Genomic DNA, 18792 nt, shown 5'->3' on the forward strand with positions numbered 1-18792 from the left:
CCACCGCCTGAGCACAATCACCCATGCCGATCTTATTTTGTATTTTGAAGAAGGGCGCATCATCGCACGCGGTACTCACCAAGAACTTCTCGAAACCTCTGAAAACTACCGCCGTCTTGCAGGAAAAATGGGAGAATAAACAGCCGTTAATGCTTTTTTGAGTATAATCGCGCCAACTTTAACCATAATGAGGCGGACGGTATGTTTGATTACGAATCTTTAAAACCCTGGCTTTTTAAACTTCAACCCGAAAGCGCCCATACCCTTGCCGAAGCGCTACTGCGCAGTGCAAGCTTTTGTCCTCCCCTGATCAATGGCTGGATGACCAAACATTTTGTAAGTCATCCTTCCCTGTCCCAAGAGCTTTTTGGCCGTACCTTTTTAAATCCGGTCGGCCTCGCTGCCGGTTTTGATAAAAATGCGACGATGTTCCACGGTGTGATGGCACTTGGATTTGGATTCAGCGAAATCGGTACCCTCACCCCAAAACCGCAAGAGGGCAATCCACGCCCCCGTTTATGGAGACATATCGAAGAAGAGACTCTCCAAAATGCTATGGGGTTCAATAACGACGGGCTCTTCCGCATCAGCCATCGTCTCAAAAATATCTATCCTTTCAGCACCCCTATCGGCGTCAACATCGGGAAAAACAAAACCACTCCGGAAGACAAAGCGATCAAAGATTACACCACCTTGATCAAAGCGTTGCATGAATATGCCGATTACATGGTCATCAATATCTCTTCTCCCAACACTCCGGGATTGCGGGATTTGCAAAATGAAGCGTTTATCAGCCAGCTTTTTGCCGAGGCAAAAGCGATTACAACCAAACCGATTTTGCTTAAAATCGCTCCCGATATGTCTGAAGATCAGGCAGTCGCTTTATGTGTCCATGCGGTGGAAAGCGGAGCAGATGGAATTATCGCAACCAACACGACGATCGATTATTCTCTCGTCTCTGAACCCGAAGAGATCGGAGGGCTCAGCGGTGAAGTCTTGCGCGAACGAAGTTTTTACATCTTCGACGCCATTGCACGCGAACTCTACGGAAAAGCTACACTGATCAGTGTGGGCGGCATCAGCACTCCCGAAGAGGCTTACCGTCGTATCCGTGCAGGGGCATCCCTCGTACAAATCTATACCTCGCTGATTTTCAAAGGGCCCGAAACGGTCGAAGAGATCAACAGCGGTCTGATCGATCTTTTGGCATCCGATGGCTATACATCGATCACGGAAGCAATCGGTGCGGATCGGCGATGAAAATCCTCGCCGGACTAATTTTGAGTTTAGGAACCCTTATGGCCTCATCACTACCTCACTTTGACACTAAAACCCTCTCTAACGGATTGCAAGTTGTTGCCATCCCGATGGATAACAATTCACAAGTTATCTCAACCGATATTTTTTATAAAGTGGGAAGCCGTAATGAAGTCATGGGCAAAAGCGGCATTGCCCATATGCTTGAACACATGAATTTCAAATCAACCAAAAACCTCAAAGCAGGCGAATTTGATGAAGAAGTCAAAAGCATCGGCGGTCTTAATAATGCCTCTACCGGATTCGACTACACCCATTACTACATCAAATCCAGCACTGAAAATCTCGGAAAATCGCTCTCGCTTTTTTCTGAACTGATGCAAAACCTCAATCTCAAAGACGATGAGTTTCAGCCTGAGCGCAACGTAGTCGCTGAAGAGCGCCGCTGGAGAACCGATAACAACCCGATGGGTTATCTTTACTTTCGCCTGTTCAACAGCGCCTATGTCTACCACCCCTATCACTGGACGCCGATCGGGTTTATGAACGATATTCAGACATGGACACTGGAGGATATCCGCAATTTTCATCAAACCTACTATCAGCCGAAAAACGCCATCTTAGTCGTTACCGGAGATATAACGGCGGAGAAAGTTTTTGATGCAGCGGAAAAACATTTCGGAAGTGTTCCCAACACTCTGGATATCCCTGCTGTGAAAACAATCGAACCTGAACAAGACGGTGCACGACGGGTTATCGTCAATAAAGAATCGGAAGTGGAAATGCTGGCGATCTCTTTCCCTATCCCTAATTTCCAGCATCCCGATCAGCCTAAACTCTCAGCCCTCAGCGAAATGCTCAGTTCAGGAAAAAGCTCACGCCTGAGCCGAATTTTGGTGGATGAAAAACGTCTTGTCAATCAGATTTATGCCTATAACATGGAAAATATTGATGCGGGCGTATTTTTGTTTTTAGCCGTCTGTAATAACGGGGTAAAAGCCGAAACTGTCGAGACTGAAATATGGAATGTCATCCATAACCTCCAGAACATGCCGGTGGAAAAAGCAGAATTGGATAAAGTGAAGATCAACACAAAATCCGATTTTATCTATTCTTTGGAGAGTTCGACATCCGTTGCCGATCTTTTCGGAAGCTACCTTGCCCGCGGTGACATTGCACCGTTGATGCAATATGAATCCGCTATCGAAGCACTTAGTCCGAATGAGATTCAAAAGGTTGCTTCGCAGTATCTCATTAATGAAAAATCGACTACCTTAATCCTCAGAAAAGGTCAAAAATGAATCTAGTAACAGGCTCAACGACAGCCTTGATAACTCCTTTTAAAAATGGAAAATTAGACGAGCAAAAATACGCGGATCTGATCGTACGACAAATCAACAATGGTATTAATGCCGTATGTCCTGTGGGGACGACAGGCGAAAGCGCAACATTAACCTATGATGAAGACAGACGCTGTATGGAAATTGCCGTTGAAGTGTGTCGCGGTACCTCGACCAAAGTATTAGCCGGCGCAGGAAGCAATTCTACCGCAGAAGCGGTAGAAGCGGCGAAAACGGCACAGAAATGCGGAGTTGACGCTATATTTTCCGTTGCCCCTTATTACAATAAACCTTCCCAGGAAGGTCTATACCAGCACTATAAAGCGATTGCCGAGTCTGTTCCCGAACTCCCTTTTATGCTTTACAACGTCCCGGGACGAACCGTAGTCGATATCAGTGCGGATACCGTTATCCGACTCTTTGATGATGTGAAAAACATCTACGGTATCAAAGAGGCGACGGGAAGCTTGGAGCGCACCATCGAATTGCTCTCACGCCGGCCGGATCTCAAAGTATTTTCCGGTGACGATGCCATCGATTTTCCGATACTGGCCAACGGCGGAGCCGGAATCACTTCGGTTACCTCGAATCTTTTGCCCGATTTGAAAAGTGCACTGGTAACCAAAGCATTAGCAGGTGACTTTAGCGGTTCAAAAGCGATAAACGACGCTCTTTTCCCGATCAATAAAGCGCTGTTTCTCGAATCGAACCCCGTTATGATCAAAGCGGCCATGTACATTGCCGGGTTGATCGATACACTCGAATATCGGCTTCCTCTTGTTGCCCCCAGCACGGAGAACATGAATCGGCTCGAGAGCATTATGAAAAACTACACAATCAAAGGACTCTAATTGAATATGCAAGGAAAAACACTACTCATCAGCGGCGGAACCCGAGGTATTGGTAAAGCAATCGTTTATGCGTTTGCGGCACAGGGCGTTAATGTGGCATTTACCTATAATTCAAATGCAGAAATTGCGGATGAAATTGCCAAAGATGTCGAAAAGACCTACGGTGTTAAATGCCGAGGCTATGCCCTCAATATCTTAGAACCCGATGAGTATAAAGAAGTCTATGCAAAATTTGACGAAGATTTCGACCGTCTCGATTTTTTTATCTCCAATGCAATTATTTCAGGCCGAGCGGTAGTGGGCGGTTTCGGACCGTTCATGCGTCTCAAACCTAAAGGATTGAACAACATATACATCGCAACGGTTGACGCTTTTGTCGTCGGTGCACAGGAAGCGGCAAAACGGATGGAAAAAGTAGGCGGCGGATCGATCATCTCCATGAGTTCTACCGGTAATCTCGTTTACACCCCTAACTATGCGGGTCACGGCACCAACAAAGCGGCAGTCGAAGCAATGGTCCGTTACGCGGCTGCGGAACTCGGTGAAAAAGGGATTCGCGTCAATGCCGTATCCGGAGGACCGATCGATACCGATGCGCTGAAAGCATTCCCGAATTATGAAGAGGTCAAAAGCGAAGTCGTCAAACGTTCACCGCTCAGCCGTATGGGTGAAGCGGATGACCTGACGGGGGCGTGTTTATTCCTCTGCGGCAACGGCTCATCATGGCTCACGGGTCAAACGATTGTCGTTGACGGCGGAACAACGTTTCAATAAATTTAATACGGCTGCGGGCAAAGCCCGCTAGCCTACGCTAACGCTGAGTTTCGCTCGGCGCGATGCCCACGCGCAGTTTCCGCGCTTAAAAAACCAAATCCGAAAAGGCAAACTTGGTGTTTAATATCCCCAATATCTTAGCATTTATCCGCCTTCTCATCGCTCCGGTGATGTTTTGGATCATTCTCAATCCTCAACTTTTCACCGATATGGGATGGCATATCAGCTGGAACTATTACATCGCGACATTATTATTCGTTATCGCGAGCACAACCGATTTTTTTGACGGGTATGTTGCCCGCGAACTCGATCAAATCACCATGATCGGACAAATCCTTGACCCTCTTGCGGATAAGATGTTAACATTAGCCGCATTTTTGGGGCTGATGATGACGGGCGCCGCATCTGCCTGGGCCATCTATATTATCATTGTCCGTGAACTCTTTATCACAGGGCTTCGCACTCTGTCGCTCTCTGAGGGGATTGATATCAGCGCATCTTGGGCCGGTAAAGTAAAAACGGTAGCCCAGATGATCGCTATCGGCTTTTTATTGATGCACTGGCCATTCGGGGATCTGCTGCTGTGGATTGCCGTTGCGCTCACGCTTTATTCCGGCGGTGAATATCTCGTCGGGTTCAGTAAAGCCTACAAAACGAAAGGATAACTGTGAGCTGGATTGTTGCCCTCGCCGTTTTATCGGCACTCATTTTCTTTCACGAACTCGGCCATTACAGTGCCGCCCGTTTTTTCGGAGTCTATGTCGAGGTCTTCAGTATCGGTTTCGGTAAAAAGCTGGCTTCGTTTACATGGCTCAATACCCGTTGGCAAATCTCGGCGATTCCTCTGGGGGGATACGTCAAGATGAAAGGCCAGGATGATCTCGACCCTGCTTCCACCAGTTCGGACAAGGACAGTTATAATTCTAAAAAACCGTGGCAGCGCGTTATCATACTTCTCGCAGGCCCGCTTGCCAATTTCCTTCTTGCATGGGTATTTTTTTACGCCATCGCTTTAGGGGGGCCAAAGACCCTTTCTCCGGTTATCGGAAACGTCGTCAAAGATTCTCCTGCTCAGGTTGCGGGACTCCAAAAAGGGGATATTATCCGTTCAATCAACGGAGAAACGATCACTGAGTGGAATGAACTCTCGGATGCGATCAAATCCTCCATCGGAGCCTTGAGCCTACGAGTTGAGAGAGACAATACCCTCCTTTCGCTTACCGTTGTCCCCAAAATAACCGAAACCAAAAATATCTTTAAAGAGAGTATTCAGCAGCGCATGGTGGGCATTGCACCCGCAGGCGTTACCCATACGATGGAACTCAGCACTGTTGATGCTCTGGGATATGCCAGTGAAGAGACCTACGGCGCCTCGTTAATGATTTTTCAGAGTGTCCAGAAACTCCTAACCGGTGTCGTACCGGCAAAAGAGGTCGGCGGAGTGGTCAGTATCGTCCAAATCACGGCCGACGCAACGGCGTATGGCTGGATGAGCCTCCTCTTTTTTTCAGCGCTTATCTCGGTCAACTTGGGAGTTCTCAATCTGCTCCCGATCCCCGCTCTGGATGGCGGCCATATCATGTTTAACCTTTACGAAATGATCCGCCGCAAAGCGCCCAGCGAAGCGGTGATTATGCAGCTTACAATCGGCGGATGGGTATTATTGCTCGGGCTCATGAGTTTGGGACTCTATAACGATATTACGAGGTTGATGCAATGACGACTCTGGAACAAAAACTCGCCTTTGACCGGATTATTGAGCGGGTTGAAAAAGCCCGTTTGCGTGTTGACGGTCATCACATCGTTAAAATTGTCGCTGCGAGCAAATATGTCGACGCAGAAGCCATCCGTTCTCTCTATGCCATAGGACAGCGGGCATTCGGTGAGAATAAGGTTCAGGACCTTATGAGCAAAAGCGAGGCACTGGAAGAGTTGCCGATAGAATGGCACTTCATCGGAACCCTTCAAAAAAACAAGATCAATCATCTCCTGAGCGTACGGCCGCACCTCCTCCATTCCATCGATTCCGTGGAACTTGCCCATGCCCTCAATGAGCGTCTGGAACGAAATGATATGACGCTGCGGGCCTTGATTCAGGTGAATTCCGCCTACGAAGAGTCTAAAAGCGGTTTCCTCCCCGAAGAAATCAGTGAAAACTACGCCCGAATACGCGAAGAATGCCCGCGATTGCACCTGCAGGGAATCATGAGTATCGGGGCGCATGTCGACGATCCGAAAACGGTTCGTAAAAGTTTTGAAACAACCCGTCGGATTTTTGAGTCTCTTCCGAATGCAACCACCTGTTCCATGGGAATGAGCGGCGATTTTGAACTGGCAATCGAATGCGGTTCCAATTTGGTTCGTTTAGGGTCAATTCTCTTCCCGAAACCCTGATTTTCATTCTATATTTATCACAATCGCCTTTATCCTATGTTATAATCAGCCTTTATAAGTAAAGGACAAAGGCGGCGAGTGCAAAAGATTAAACAACGGGCAACACTCTATGCATTAGGGTTGGTTGTTTTACTGATCGCCATCTTTATTGTTACAATCATTCAAGACAAAAAAAAAGTTTTAGACGAAAAAACTTCTGCACACCGGGCACTGTTACGCAACTCTTTTGATTTAGCGATGCTCGATACCCAAAAAGGTCTAAGCGAACTCGCCTGCAAGATTGCGGGGAACCGTGATATTGTTGACGCTTTTGCTGCACACGATCGGGAAAAACTCTATCGCCTATCCCTCCCCTATTTTCAAGATGCGAAAGAACGGGGGGATGTCGATACGAGCGGCTTTATCGGTGCAGACGGCGTCCATTTTCTCCGTATACAAGATCCCCGTAAATATGGCGATAATATTATCAAAAAACGTCCGGTTTTGGCCTATGCGATTAAAACACGCCAACCGGTTTCCGCGCTAGACGTAACCATCTATGATGTCGCCATCGTCACGATCATTCCAATCTTCAAAGACAACACTTTTATCGGAATTATTCAAACAGTCGCGAATATCGATAATGTGCAGAAACGGCTCAATGCCCATTCCGGGATTAAAAGTGCTATCGCATTCGACAGTAAAAAACTCGAACTGCTCATTCCCGGATCTAAAAATGTCATTTATGCGGGATATTCTCTTGTCTCCTTCAACGATCCGCTTTTTAAACGGCTACCGGCCGACTTTTCTTTTGAGCACAGTAACCGTTACACGATCGATACCCGGGATTATGTTGTCGCTTCACGTCCGCTGAATGATTTTCAGAACAAAACCATCGCGATGATGACCTGTGCCTTTGATATTACCAATGATGTTGCAGAGTACCGACAAGAGATCCGAAACCTTCTTATCGTAAGTCTCATTTTATTGAGCATCGTTGCCATTGTCCTCCATTACGGCTTTCGTATTTTAATCCGTCGAATCGATAAAGACACCCAAATTACACGCGAGCTGAACCAAAAACTCCAGCATCAGCTTCATACCGATAATCTGACGGCACTTCCCAATCGAAATGCTCTGATTCGAGATATCCATAGCAACCGTTTTTATGCGCTGATGCTGCTGAATATTGACAACTTTAAAGAGATCAACGATTTTTACGGACATGCCGTCGGGGATGAAACCCTTTTGGCAATAGCACATTCGATCCAAGAAGCCATTCATGACTTGCCGATGCAGCTGTACAAAATGCCCTCAGATGAATATGCAATTGCTCTGTATGAGCCGATGAAAACAGCGCAGCTTGAAGCAGCCCGTCTCAATATCGTCCATCATTTACAATCTCAATATTACGATTTACACGGTGCGAGTATCTATGTGACCCTGACGATGGGAATGGATATCGCCAACAGAAACCGCGACGCTGCGAATATCAGCCTTCTTACCAACGCCGATATGGCACTGAAATCGGCTAAGAAAAGACATCTTAATTATCTTCTGTATGATGAAACGATGCAGATCAAACAAGAATATCAGCATAATATTTTGTGGAGCAAAAAACTCAAAGAGGCGATTGAAGAGAAACGGTTTTGCCTCTATTATCAACCGATTTTTGACGCGAAAAACGGAGAAGTTGTCGAATATGAAGCGCTGATTCGTATGATAGACTCCAATGGAGCCATCATTGCCCCGGGCTATTTTCTCCCCGCTGCAAGACAATCCCGTCTTTATCCGTTACTCTCGCAGTTCGTTCTGGATGAAGTGTTCGCTATGCTGGAGAAAACTCCGCATACCTACTCGCTCAATCTTTCGGTGGATGATATTTTTGATAAGCCGACGAAAGAATTCTTGATCCAAAAACTCCGCACCTCGTCCCACACGAAACGGCTTGTCTTTGAACTGTTAGAGAGTGAAGGGATAGAAAACTATTCCGAAGTCTCATCCTTTATTGCCGAAGTCAAACAATACGGCTGCCGCATTGCGATCGATGATTTCGGAACGGGCTATTCCAACTTTGCCCACATTTTAAAACTCGATGTCGATATTCTCAAAATTGACGGCTCGCTGATCCGCAATATCGATACTGACACCAATGCGCAAACCATTCTCACCGCTGTAGGACAGTTTTCAGAACATTTAGGATTAATAACTGTGGCGGAATTTGTCCATTCCGAAGCGGTTTACAATAAATGTAAAGAGCTCGGCGTAGACTATCTGCAAGGATATTATCTCGGAGAACCGAAACCTCTAGTTTGAGAGGCTAAAGCGAAACCCTTTTCGCTCCCCTTCGCATAAAGCAATCTCTCCTCCGTGGGATTCGACAATGTTTTTTGAGAGTACCAGTCCCAGACCGTTTCCCCGTTCTTTCGTACTTTTAAACGCTTCAAAAAGCCATTTTTTGTTTTCGATGGCGATTCCGCTGTCGTAAATCTCAAAAGTATGGGTAACTCCTGAAGAGGTGTGAAGAATTTCGATAATACCCTCTTCCTCCTCATCAAGTTCGATTGCATCAATCGCGTTAAAGACGAAATTGCTAAAGAGCATCACCAGCAGATCCAAATCGCCGAAAAGTTCAAAATCCTCTTCCGGAAAGATGAATTCGATCGGTTTGGCATAACTGTAATAGCCGATGGCACTCTGCAGCGCTTCACGTATCTGCCACCAGCGCAAAGCATTTTTCTGGGCACTCACCCCTTTGGAAAACATCAGTGTCGCTTTGATAATCCTCTCGATGCGATACAGCGATTTTTGGATCTCGATAACGATCGGTTTGTTCTCCTCTTTGACCCGCTTGATCAACGTTGACGTGAGCAGCGCGATGGAGCCGATCGGATTACGTATTTCATGGGAGAGATGAGCAGCCATCTGCCCCATCGTCGCCAGATTTTCTTTCCGCTTCTGTTCGGTAATATCGGTGGCGCTGAGCAACCGTTTTTCATTGTGCCGCGCCGATTTGATCAGGTATGAACGATCGTTGAACATCATCTCGTAATCTTCTTCATCCAGACGAAGGGTATCAAACAGTTTTCCCAGCGCTTTTCCCTGCGAATTTTGCAGAAACACGGAACCGTCTTCTTCCACGATCCAAATAGCATTAGGAAGAAACTCGATCACCTGCTCGATCGTCGATTGCAGGAACTCATACGATTGGCGCAATGCCACATACTCTTCTTCGACCTTGTAGGTCTGATCGATAAGGGCTTTTAGCTCTGCGGGAGAGATGGCATCGCTCATCAAAAATCACCCAGGTGCATCAAAATACGGTAGAGTCCGTACGCGTCACTGGTGCCGGAAAGTTCGCGAATAGAGTGCATTGCCAGCGTCGGAACCCCGACATCAATCGTCTCAATCCCCAAACGGGCTGCACTGATCGGTCCGATCGTACTGCCGCATCCCATATCGCTTCGGGTGACAAAAGTTTGTGTCGGGATATGAAGCGCAGCGGCACACTGCACAAACCGCCCCATGGTTCGGGAACTGGTCGCATAACGCTGGTTTGAGTTGATTTTAATCGCAACCCCCTGATTAAGCAGCGGAGCGTGTTCACCCTCATGCTTGCTCGGGAAGTTTGGATGCTGTGCGTGGGCATTGTCACACGATACCATCAAAGATCGTCGCATCAGCGTCCCATATCCGTCACCTGCAATACGGCGCAGCGTCTCTTCGACAAATGTCCCTCCCGCACCTACATGTGAGTCACTGCCGACCTCTTCGTGATCCATACAGGCTAACATCATCGGATAAGAACTCTCCAACAGCGCCTGCAGCCCCACATAACAGCTGAGGAGATTGTCCAACCGTGCCGAAGTGATAAATTCGCTGTTGACTCCGATGAAAGAACCTTTTTGACAATCATAAAAACTGAGTTCATGGGCCAATAACGTGAGTTCACTGCTCTCTTCCTGAATCTGGGAGAGGATGAACGATTCGAAATCGACATCGCCGGTTGCGATGATAGGGACAATATCGGTTTGTGCGTTGATAGAGCGGGAACTGTTCGCTTCACGGTCGAGATGGATCGCGAGGGAGGGGATGATCGCGATCGGGCTGCTGATATTGATCAGCGCCTCTTTGCGTGCTCCTCCCTCGAGATACACGACTCGTCCGGCAAGCGCCAAATCGCGGTCAAACCACGGGTTCAGCAATACCCCGCCATAAGGTTCCACCCCGAGACGTTTGACCCCCGATACCGTAGTCAGAGGATTAGGTTTGAGACGCAAATGGGGAGAATCGGTATGGGCTCCGACAATGGTGTACCCTTTTTCCGCGCACGGAGGATAGGTAAAAGCGATGATCGAAGAGTCGTTACGGGTGACATAGTAGTCGCTTCCCTCTTGGAGATCCCACTCCTGATCCTCTTCCAAACGGATGAATCCGCGGCACTCTAATGTTTTTGCCATCCAATCCACTGCATGAAACGGTGTCGGCGACGCATCGATAAAATCAATCATCTCTTCATTAAATTCCCGCATTTTTATCTCCTAAATAATCTCTACTTCTTCAAGCCCCGAGAGCTCTTCTATTACCTTGTTATCCACCCGTATCGCTGAATCGATTACGACATCGGCAAGTTTCGAGACGATCGTGAGTTTGATCTCGCGGCGTCCCGGATGACGACGGACGAGGGTATAGAGTTTCTCCAGCGTTTCGAGATTGTCGCTGAGGCGGATACGTATTTGCAACGGCTCTTGCGGCGGGAGATTTTCGACGATCTTGGTCTCCACCTTTTTCGCCTCTTTTTTCGCTTCGGCGAGGGTCATGATTTTGGTCACGCTGATACGGGTGAACATCTCGGTATGGGTGACTTTGACCTTAAACGCGATCGGTTCGTCCTGATCCATTTTTTCGAGCTGTTCGAGCTTGTCAGAGAAGAGCATCATTTCGATGTTGCCGTGAAAGTCCATCAGACTGACCAATCCGAACATCGACCCTTTTTTCGACATTTTTTTCGTGATCGTTTCGACCTTACCGATGAAGATGGCACTCGACCCGTCTTCGATATTTTCGACCTCGGAGGAGAGGGTATAGTTGATCGCATCGATCTGATCGCGGAAATTATCGAGCGGATGACCGGAGACGTAAAAGCCGAGGGTATCCTTTTCAAAATCAAGAAGTGTTTTGAGATCAAACTCGTCCATGTTTTTGAGGGTAAGCTCAACTGCCGTCACCTCTTCGTCATCTCCAAAAAGGCTGAATTGGGCATCTTTTTTCAGAGACGACCCTTTTTTTGCCGTTTCCACAAGGGTTTCGACCTGTTCCAGCAGTGCTCGGCGCGAATAGCCGAAATGATCCAGCCCCCCTGCTTTGATGATACATTCGATCACCCTTTTGTTCACTTTCTGAGGTTCGATACGGTTGATGAAATCCTGGATGTCTTTAAACTCACCCTCGGTTCTGGCTTCGAGAATCGATTCGACGGCCGCTTCTCCGACCCCTTTGATCGCACCGAGACCGAAAAGTATCTGATCCTGGCCGTCTTTGTTGATCGCTGAGAACTCAAGCTGTGAATGGTTGATGTCGGGAGCTCCGAGGAAGATTTTCATCCGTTTCGCTTCGTCGATGTATTTGACGACTTTATCGGTGTTGTCTTTCTCCGAGGTGAGCAGCGCCGCCATAAATTCCTGCGGATAGTACGTTTTCAGCCATGCCGTCTGAAAGGTGACCATCGCATACGCCGCCGAGTGGGATTTGTTGAACCCGTATCCGGCGAATTTTTCGATCAGGTCAAAGAGTTCGGAGGCTTTTTTATAGTCTAATCCCTGATTTGCTGCCCCTTCACTAAACTCTTTGTTGTACTTTTGCATCTCTTCGATTTTTTTCTTACCCATCGCACGACGAACGATGTCCGCACCGCCGAGACTCATCCCTCCGACCGTTTGTACGATCTGCATGACCTGCTCTTGGTACACGATGACCCCGTAGGTCGGTTTGAGGATCGGTTCCATCGATGCGAAGGTATACTCGATCACTTCACGTCCGTGTTTACGTTCGATAAAACTATCCAGCATCCCCGATTCCATCGGTCCCGGACGATAGAGGGCGAGTACCGCGATCAAGTCCTCGAAATTACTGGGTTTAAGCCGCTTGTTCAAATCCTGCATCCCCGAACTCTCGATCTGGAACATCCCGATCGTATCCCCGCTTTGGATGATCCGATAGACCTCGGGATCATTTTCATCGATAGCGTGCCAGTCAACCTCTTTGTCGTAACGCTTTTTGATCAGTTTGATCGCGCTGTCGATGACGTCGAGGGTTTTGAGTCCCAAGAAGTCGAATTTGATCAGGTCGATATCCTCGAGGTAGTTAAGCGAGTACTGGGTGACGAACGTCTCCTCGCCGGAGGGTTTGTAGATCGGGGTTTTCTTCCAGAGCGGTTCGTTGGAAATAACGACTCCCGCCGCGTGCATCCCGGCGTTGCGTTTGAGCCCTTCGAGCTTTTTGGAGAACTCCCATACCCGTGCCGCCTGCGCGTCGCTTTCGATCAGCTCTGAAATCTTCGGCTCTTTCTGAAACGCTCCGGGTTTGAACTCTCCCCCTTTGGTTTTACCGTTGAGGGTGATTCCCAGCTCATCGGGGATCAGTTTGGCCATCATGTCGGCTTGGGAGAGGGGCATCTCTAAAACACGCGCAACGTCGCGAATAACCCCTTTGGCGAGCAGCGAACCAAACGTAATGATCTGTGCCACCTGCTCGCGCCCGTATTTACGCACGACGTAATCGATGATCTCACCGCGGCGCGCCTGCATAAAGTCCATATCGATATCGGGCATCGATACCCGTTCCGGATTGAGAAAACGCTCGAAAAGAAGGTCGTATTTCATCGGATCGATGTCGGTGATCTCCAAAGAGTAGGCGACGAGGCTTCCCGCTGCCGATCCCCGTCCCGGCCCGACAGCGATTCCCATCCGTTTCGCTTCGCGGACGAAATCCCAAACGATCAGCATATAGCCGGGGAATTTCATCTGATTGATCACCTGCATCTCGAATTCTAAGCGGTCACGATACTCCTGATGGCGTTCCGCAGGGACGTGCTTCAGACGCAGTTCCAAACCGATGCGGCATCGGTGGATAAAGTATTCGGAGTCTTCTTCGATCGTGAGCCCCTCTTCGAGGGCGTATTCGGTCGTAAATTTAAAATTCGGCGGTGTCGGATTTCCGAGTTTCAGTTCCAGCTGGCACTTATCGACGATTTCCTGGGTGTTGTAGAGCGCTTCGGGAATATCGGCAAACAGCCGTGCCATCTGCTCGGGAGATTTGATATAAAACTCATGAACCGAGTGGCGCATACGTTTGGGATCGTCGTAGAGTTTATTCATCCCGATACACATAAATGCTTCGTGATACTGCGCATCATCGGCGTAGGTGTAGTGGGTATCGTTGGTCGCGACGAGTTTGATCCCCGTCTCTTGAGAGATTTTGATCACCTGCTCATCGATGAAAAGCTGATCGGCAATCCCGTGACGCATGATCTCCATGTAAAAATCATCGCCGAAGATCTCTTTGTACTCCAGCGCGACCCGTTTCGCCTCTTCATATCCCCCTGCCCCGTTTTTCACGTTACGTTCGCTGTTAAGATTGAGGTGCCAGTTGATCTCCCCCTGCAAACACGCCGAAGTACAGATGATCCCCTCGCTATTCTCGCGAAGGAGCTGTTTGTTAATACGGGGAAAGTAGTAAAAGCCGTTGATATAGGCTTGGGAGGAGAGATACATCAGGTTTTTATACCCTGCTTCGTTTTTGGCAAACAAACAAACGTGAAAACGCTGTTTGATCGTTTTATCCCCTAACTCCTCGCCGTTATGGATGTAGGCTTCCATCCCGATAATCGGTTTGAGACCTGCCCCCCTCATCTGCTGATAAAAATCGATTGCACCGAACATATTGCCGTGATCACTCATAGCAACCGACGTCATCCCCAGCTCTTTCACCCGAGAGGCCAATGCGGAAATCTTGTTTGCGCCGTCGAGAAGGGAGTATTCGGTGTGTAAATGAAGATGGGTAAAAGGAGGGATGCTCATATCGGTGTGCCTTGAAAAAAAGTAAAAAGATTATAGTGTCTCACGGGTAAAGAGGAGCTTTCAAATCCGCTTTGATAGTAATTTATTCAGCCCGTCCGCAAATGCCCGCACCGTTTTTTCGCCGATGGCGCTCGGACCGCCCGTAATCTCCCCGTTGTTGCGGAGTTCTTCCATCAGATTGCGCATCGCGAGGAGATGTTTGATGTTATTTTCATCATAGATCGTCCCTCTCGGATCGAGGGCAACAGCCCCTTTCGTGACGATCCGGTCGGCGAGAGGAATATCGGCGGTAATAACGAAATCTTCCGCTTCGCACAGTTCGGCGATACGGTGATCGGCTTCATCGGGCCCTTGTGCCACCACTTCCATCGATACATGAAGAACATCGGGGATTCCGATCCTTTTGTTCGCAATAAAGATCGTCGTAATCTTCCGTTTTAATACCGCGCGGAGCAAAATTTCTTTGAGTGCATTGGGGAATGCGTCCGCGTCAACGAGGATTTTCATGGTTACCCGCTTTCTGAATCAATTTATCGTGGAATGCAGCGAAAAAAACGATCGCTGCGCTGCTTCCGATGAGGGCAAAAAACATATCCGATTGGGTATCCCAGATATCCCCCTGCGTTCCTAAAAACTCATCCGCACCCTGTCCCATCCATACCGCCGCTCCCCACTCGATAAGCTCATACGACGCGCTGATCGCGAGAACGATGCTGATGATAATAAAGTTCAGCATTCGGCGTCCGTTGACGTAGTTTCCGCGGATCAAAATCTCACGTGCGATCAATGCCGGACCGAATCCCTGCATAAAATGTCCGATCTTATCATAAGGGTTTCTATCAAGATCCAACCACTGTGCAATCTCAAATCCGAACGGAACGCGGGCATACGTATACATACCGCCAAAAATCAGTACGATCGAATGGATGAAAATAACCCAATAAACCAGCGACGTCAGCGGAAAAGTGCGATAGGTAAACGTCAAAATCACCAAGGCAATCATCACCGGGAGCGTTTCCATAAACCATGTCAGCGTATCATACGCGTATATCCCCGAATAGCCTAACAGACCGATGAGGATAACCGCTCCTAAAATGAGTGTTTTTGGATGAGAGGAAACCATTTACAGCAACTCGATTCCAAAATGTTTAAGAACCAACACTTCTATTCCGAAACAGGCGATCGTTAGAAGTGCCGATGCCCCCAGAGTCGGCCAAAATCCGATTTTAGCCAACATAACCGGAAACAGAAGAAACATCGGCATCGTCGGCAGAACATACCAAAAAACATACCCGACATAATTGCCGATTTTTTCCGTCGGCTGTTTTTCCATATACATCCAGATCAAAACACTAAACGTGACTAACGGCAAAGCGGTAATCAATGCACCCATTTTTTCGCTCCGCTTCGCCGCTTCGGAGATCAGAACGATCAATCCTGCCGTCAACAGATATTTCGCAATCAGCCAGCCCATTATGCCAACCGCTCGGAGAGTTCGCGTCTGTAGCGATCGATATCGAACGACTGAATCCCTGCAACACCGCTTTGCATCGCCGCTTGCGCCACACTGGAAGAGACTTCGACGATCAGGCGTTTATCGAACGGTTTGGGGATGATGTACTCTTTTCCAAAACTCAGCTCGCTCTTGTAAATCTCGTTAAGGTATTCCGGTATTTCGGCACGTGCCAATGCCGCCAAAGCTCTTGATGCGGCTACTTTCATCTCCATGTTGATCGTCTTGGCTCTCACATCCATCGCACCGCGAAAGATAAACGGAAAGCCCAGAACGTTATTGACCTGATTGGGATAATCGCTCCGTCCGGTCGCGATAATGGCATCGGGGCGTGCGGAACGGACATCTTCGGGGAAAAGTTCCGGAACCGGGTTTGCAAGGGTGAAAATAATCGGCTCAGGCGCCATGCACGCGATGTCCTCTAACGTAAAGCTCCCCGGTGCCGAAAGCCCGACAACCACATCGGCATTTTCAAACGCACTGCGCAAGCTCATCCCCTCAGGGGCAACAAATTCGAGTTTTTGGGCGTTAAGATCGCTTCGCCCCGCATGGATCAGCCCTTTTGAATCGGACATGTAAATCTCGCGGACTCCCATAAAACGGTAAATCCGTCCGCAGCTGATCGCTGCCGCTCCGGCTCCGACGATCACGACGCGGATCGTTTCCAGCGAACGCCCGGTCACTTGGCATCCATTCATGATTCCCGCCAATGAAATGACCGCCGTACCGTGCTGATCATCATGCATTACGGGGATATCGAGACGTTCGATCAGCCGCCGCTCGATCTCAAAACACTCAGGGGCTTTGATATCTTCGAGGTTAATCCCTCCGAACGTCGGGGCAATCGCCGCTACCGTATCGCAAAAACGCTCTATATCGGTTTCGTCGACTTCGATATCGTACGCATCCAAATCGCTGAACTTTTTAAACAGGATCGCTTTTCCTTCCATCACGGGTTTGGACGCCAATGCCCCCAAATTTCCCAGCCCCAATACGGCGGTTCCGTTTGAAATGACACCGATCAGATTTCCTTTGGACGTATAGCGGTACGCATCCTCGGGATTTTTTTGGATCTCCAGACACGGTGCGGCCACACCCGGTGAATAGGCCAGACTCAAATCACTCTGGGTAGCAAAAGGTTTCGTGATGAGCGTCGCAATCTTCCCGCCTTGCGGATGTTCATGGTAATCTAATGCTCTTTGATTCAGTATAGTGTCGTGACTCACGTCAACTCCTCATGCAATATCTTTAATTATACTATTGTATTTCTTCACTCACACAGCGCACATGTACCGATTCTTTTTTCGGTGCGGTTGCGATACCTCCGAGTTTGAATCCGACGACGTACGCTTCTTTGTCATTCAAGGAATCGCTTGTCCAGTAATAGCGCTGCATCATGACTCCGAAAAACTTCATATCGACCGTTGGCCGGGTAAATGCATAATCGACGATACCGTAAAGCTCATCGGTAGTCGGCAAACGCCAGGAACGCCCGAAAAGAGATAGATTTTCGCACATCTCTTTGGCATCGTCATAGGTGTATTTGGCACGTTTATCGGTCGCATCAAGGGATAACCACGTGATACCTGAATACGAATCGGCAGTCCCTTCCGCAGTGATTCGATAGTCTCTTATCCGTTGGGGCTTCACCTCATCGGTGCACGCCGCAGCGATGCGTTTCCATCCGGGGGAAAGGGTAATATTGCGTTCTTTGGGATAGAAACTGTAGCCGAGCATCGGCGTTTTGCCGCCGTCACCTTCGCTTCCCGTTCCGATTTCGCTGTTATCGGCAGGAGTCTGATCCGAAGACCAATAGCTGTACTTTGGGTTAAACGGGGTTGTTTGGGGAAGGGAATAGATTTCAGCGATACTCATCAGATGCCATGAAGGTCCGAATGAACGGCAATACTCTGAAGCACCTTCTTGCGTATACTCTTCGGCGGGAGCCAAATGAACGGCTCCCCATATACCGGGAGTAATGAGTGTCAAAAAAAGAACTATTTTAGAGAGTTTCACAATAATCGGCAAGCAGTCCGGCCCGAAGTTTTTCATATGCCGATTGGCCGAGAAGCTTTTTGACGATGGCAAGTCCGAAACAAATCGCCGTTCCGGGACCGCGGGAGGTCATAACGTTGCCGCTCACGATCACGGCATGCTTATCTCCCGAAAATCCCGCCACAGGAATATCGTTTTCGACGCCGGGATAACAGGTGTACCCCTCTTTCAGAACTCCCGCAGTATAGAGGGCATAAGGGGCGGCACAGATCGCACCGATATTTTTCCCTTTTGCATCCATCTCTTTGAGCAGTGCCTGAACCGCCGGATCGGAAGCCAACGCTTTGGTACCGCCTCCTCCGCCCGGAAGAAGGATCATATCCAGCTCATCTGCGGTGAGCCCTTTGATCGGACGATCCGTTTGGATCGTAATACCGTGAGCCCCTTTGACAAGATTATTCTCATCCAAAGAGCCCATGATGACATTGATTCCGGCACGGCGCAATACATCAATCATATTGATCGCTTCGATCTCTTCAAATCCGGTCGCGATCGGTACAAGTATCTTAAGCATGGAAACCTCCTATTGTTGATGGTCCATCGGAGTATCC

Annotated in this window: 17 protein-coding genes; 8 read left to right on the forward strand and 9 right to left on the reverse strand. The window is 48.5% G+C overall.

Going from position 1 to position 18792, the window contains the following annotated elements:
- Nucleotides 1–201: 201 nt before the first annotated feature.
- The 8 genes from WAO38_RS06735 to WAO38_RS06770 all read left to right on the forward strand — a co-directional run bounded on the left by WAO38_RS06735 (nucleotide 202) and on the right by WAO38_RS06770 (nucleotide 8911).
- Nucleotides 202–1260 carry a quinone-dependent dihydroorotate dehydrogenase gene (locus WAO38_RS06735; RefSeq protein WP_422235568.1) on the forward strand — a complete coding sequence of 353 codons (1059 nt, stop codon included), beginning with the start codon at nucleotides 202–204 and terminating at the stop codon, nucleotides 1258–1260.
- Nucleotides 1261–1298: 38 nt separating this feature from the next.
- Nucleotides 1299–2558 (forward strand): M16 family metallopeptidase, encoded by a 1260-nt coding sequence (locus tag WAO38_RS06740; protein WP_422235570.1) that lies wholly within the window; start codon nucleotides 1299–1301, stop codon nucleotides 2556–2558.
- Nucleotides 2555–3448: a 4-hydroxy-tetrahydrodipicolinate synthase gene (dapA, locus tag WAO38_RS06745; protein ID WP_422235572.1), complete on the forward strand. Its 894-nt coding sequence runs from the start codon at nucleotides 2555–2557 to the stop codon at nucleotides 3446–3448. The genes WAO38_RS06740 and dapA overlap by 4 nt, the downstream gene beginning before the upstream one ends.
- 6 nt (nucleotides 3449–3454) lie before the next feature.
- On the forward strand, nucleotides 3455–4222 hold the full coding sequence (locus tag WAO38_RS06750; protein ID WP_422235625.1) for an enoyl-ACP reductase: 768 nt from the start codon (nucleotides 3455–3457) through the stop codon (nucleotides 4220–4222).
- Nucleotides 4223–4338: 116 nt separating this feature from the next.
- A complete protein-coding gene (pgsA, locus tag WAO38_RS06755) occupies nucleotides 4339–4887 on the forward strand; it encodes a CDP-diacylglycerol--glycerol-3-phosphate 3-phosphatidyltransferase (protein ID WP_422235574.1) in 549 nt (182 codons plus the stop codon).
- A 2-nt stretch (nucleotides 4888–4889) separates the two neighbouring features.
- Nucleotides 4890–5942 (forward strand): RIP metalloprotease RseP, encoded by a 1053-nt coding sequence (rseP, locus tag WAO38_RS06760; RefSeq protein ID WP_422235576.1) that lies wholly within the window; start codon nucleotides 4890–4892, stop codon nucleotides 5940–5942.
- On the forward strand, nucleotides 5939–6616 hold the full coding sequence (locus tag WAO38_RS06765) for a YggS family pyridoxal phosphate-dependent enzyme (protein WP_422235577.1): 678 nt from the start codon (nucleotides 5939–5941) through the stop codon (nucleotides 6614–6616). Before rseP ends, WAO38_RS06765 begins: the two co-directional genes overlap by 4 nt.
- A gap of 78 nt (nucleotides 6617–6694) precedes the next feature.
- On the forward strand, nucleotides 6695–8911 hold the full coding sequence (locus WAO38_RS06770) for an EAL domain-containing protein (protein ID WP_422235579.1): 2217 nt from the start codon (nucleotides 6695–6697) through the stop codon (nucleotides 8909–8911).
- On the opposite strand, the gene WAO38_RS06775 is transcribed toward WAO38_RS06770, so the two are convergent.
- The 9 genes from WAO38_RS06775 to WAO38_RS06815 are packed head-to-tail and all read right to left on the reverse strand — an operon-like array spanning nucleotide 8903 to nucleotide 18755.
- Entirely contained in the window at nucleotides 8903–9889 is a 987-nt protein-coding gene (locus WAO38_RS06775; RefSeq protein ID WP_422235581.1) for a sensor histidine kinase, read from the reverse strand. The genes WAO38_RS06770 and WAO38_RS06775 overlap by 9 nt on opposite strands.
- Nucleotides 9889–11127, reverse strand: coding sequence for a M18 family aminopeptidase (locus WAO38_RS06780; RefSeq protein ID WP_422235583.1), 1239 nt, complete (start codon nucleotides 11125–11127; stop codon nucleotides 9889–9891). Before WAO38_RS06780 ends, WAO38_RS06775 begins: the two co-directional genes overlap by 1 nt.
- A 9-nt stretch (nucleotides 11128–11136) precedes the next feature.
- Entirely contained in the window at nucleotides 11137–14673 is a 3537-nt protein-coding gene (gene dnaE / locus WAO38_RS06785) for a DNA polymerase III subunit alpha (RefSeq protein WP_422235585.1), read from the reverse strand.
- A 60-nt stretch (nucleotides 14674–14733) separates the two neighbouring features.
- Nucleotides 14734–15180: a YaiI/YqxD family protein gene (locus WAO38_RS06790; protein WP_422235586.1), complete on the reverse strand. Its 447-nt coding sequence runs from the start codon at nucleotides 15178–15180 to the stop codon at nucleotides 14734–14736.
- Entirely contained in the window at nucleotides 15164–15796 is a 633-nt protein-coding gene (locus WAO38_RS06795) for a DUF2238 domain-containing protein (RefSeq protein ID WP_422235588.1), read from the reverse strand. The genes WAO38_RS06790 and WAO38_RS06795 overlap by 17 nt, the downstream gene beginning before the upstream one ends.
- Complete coding sequence (locus WAO38_RS06800; RefSeq protein WP_422235590.1) at nucleotides 15797–16147, reverse strand: DUF3147 family protein; 351 nt, start codon at nucleotides 16145–16147, stop codon at nucleotides 15797–15799.
- Complete coding sequence (locus WAO38_RS06805; RefSeq protein WP_422235592.1) at nucleotides 16147–17412, reverse strand: malic enzyme-like NAD(P)-binding protein; 1266 nt, start codon at nucleotides 17410–17412, stop codon at nucleotides 16147–16149. Before WAO38_RS06805 ends, WAO38_RS06800 begins: the two co-directional genes overlap by 1 nt.
- 31 nt (nucleotides 17413–17443) lie before the next feature.
- Nucleotides 17444–18175 carry a DUF1566 domain-containing protein gene (locus tag WAO38_RS06810; protein WP_422235593.1) on the reverse strand — a complete coding sequence of 244 codons (732 nt, stop codon included), beginning with the start codon at nucleotides 18173–18175 and terminating at the stop codon, nucleotides 17444–17446.
- A gap of 13 nt (nucleotides 18176–18188) precedes the next feature.
- Complete coding sequence (locus WAO38_RS06815) at nucleotides 18189–18755, reverse strand: DJ-1 family glyoxalase III (RefSeq protein WP_422235595.1); 567 nt, start codon at nucleotides 18753–18755, stop codon at nucleotides 18189–18191.
- Nucleotides 18756–18792: the final 37 nt, after the last annotated feature.

This window comes from Sulfuricurvum sp. (assembly GCF_049277495.1).
GTDB lineage: Bacteria > Campylobacterota > Campylobacteria > Campylobacterales > Sulfurimonadaceae > Sulfuricurvum.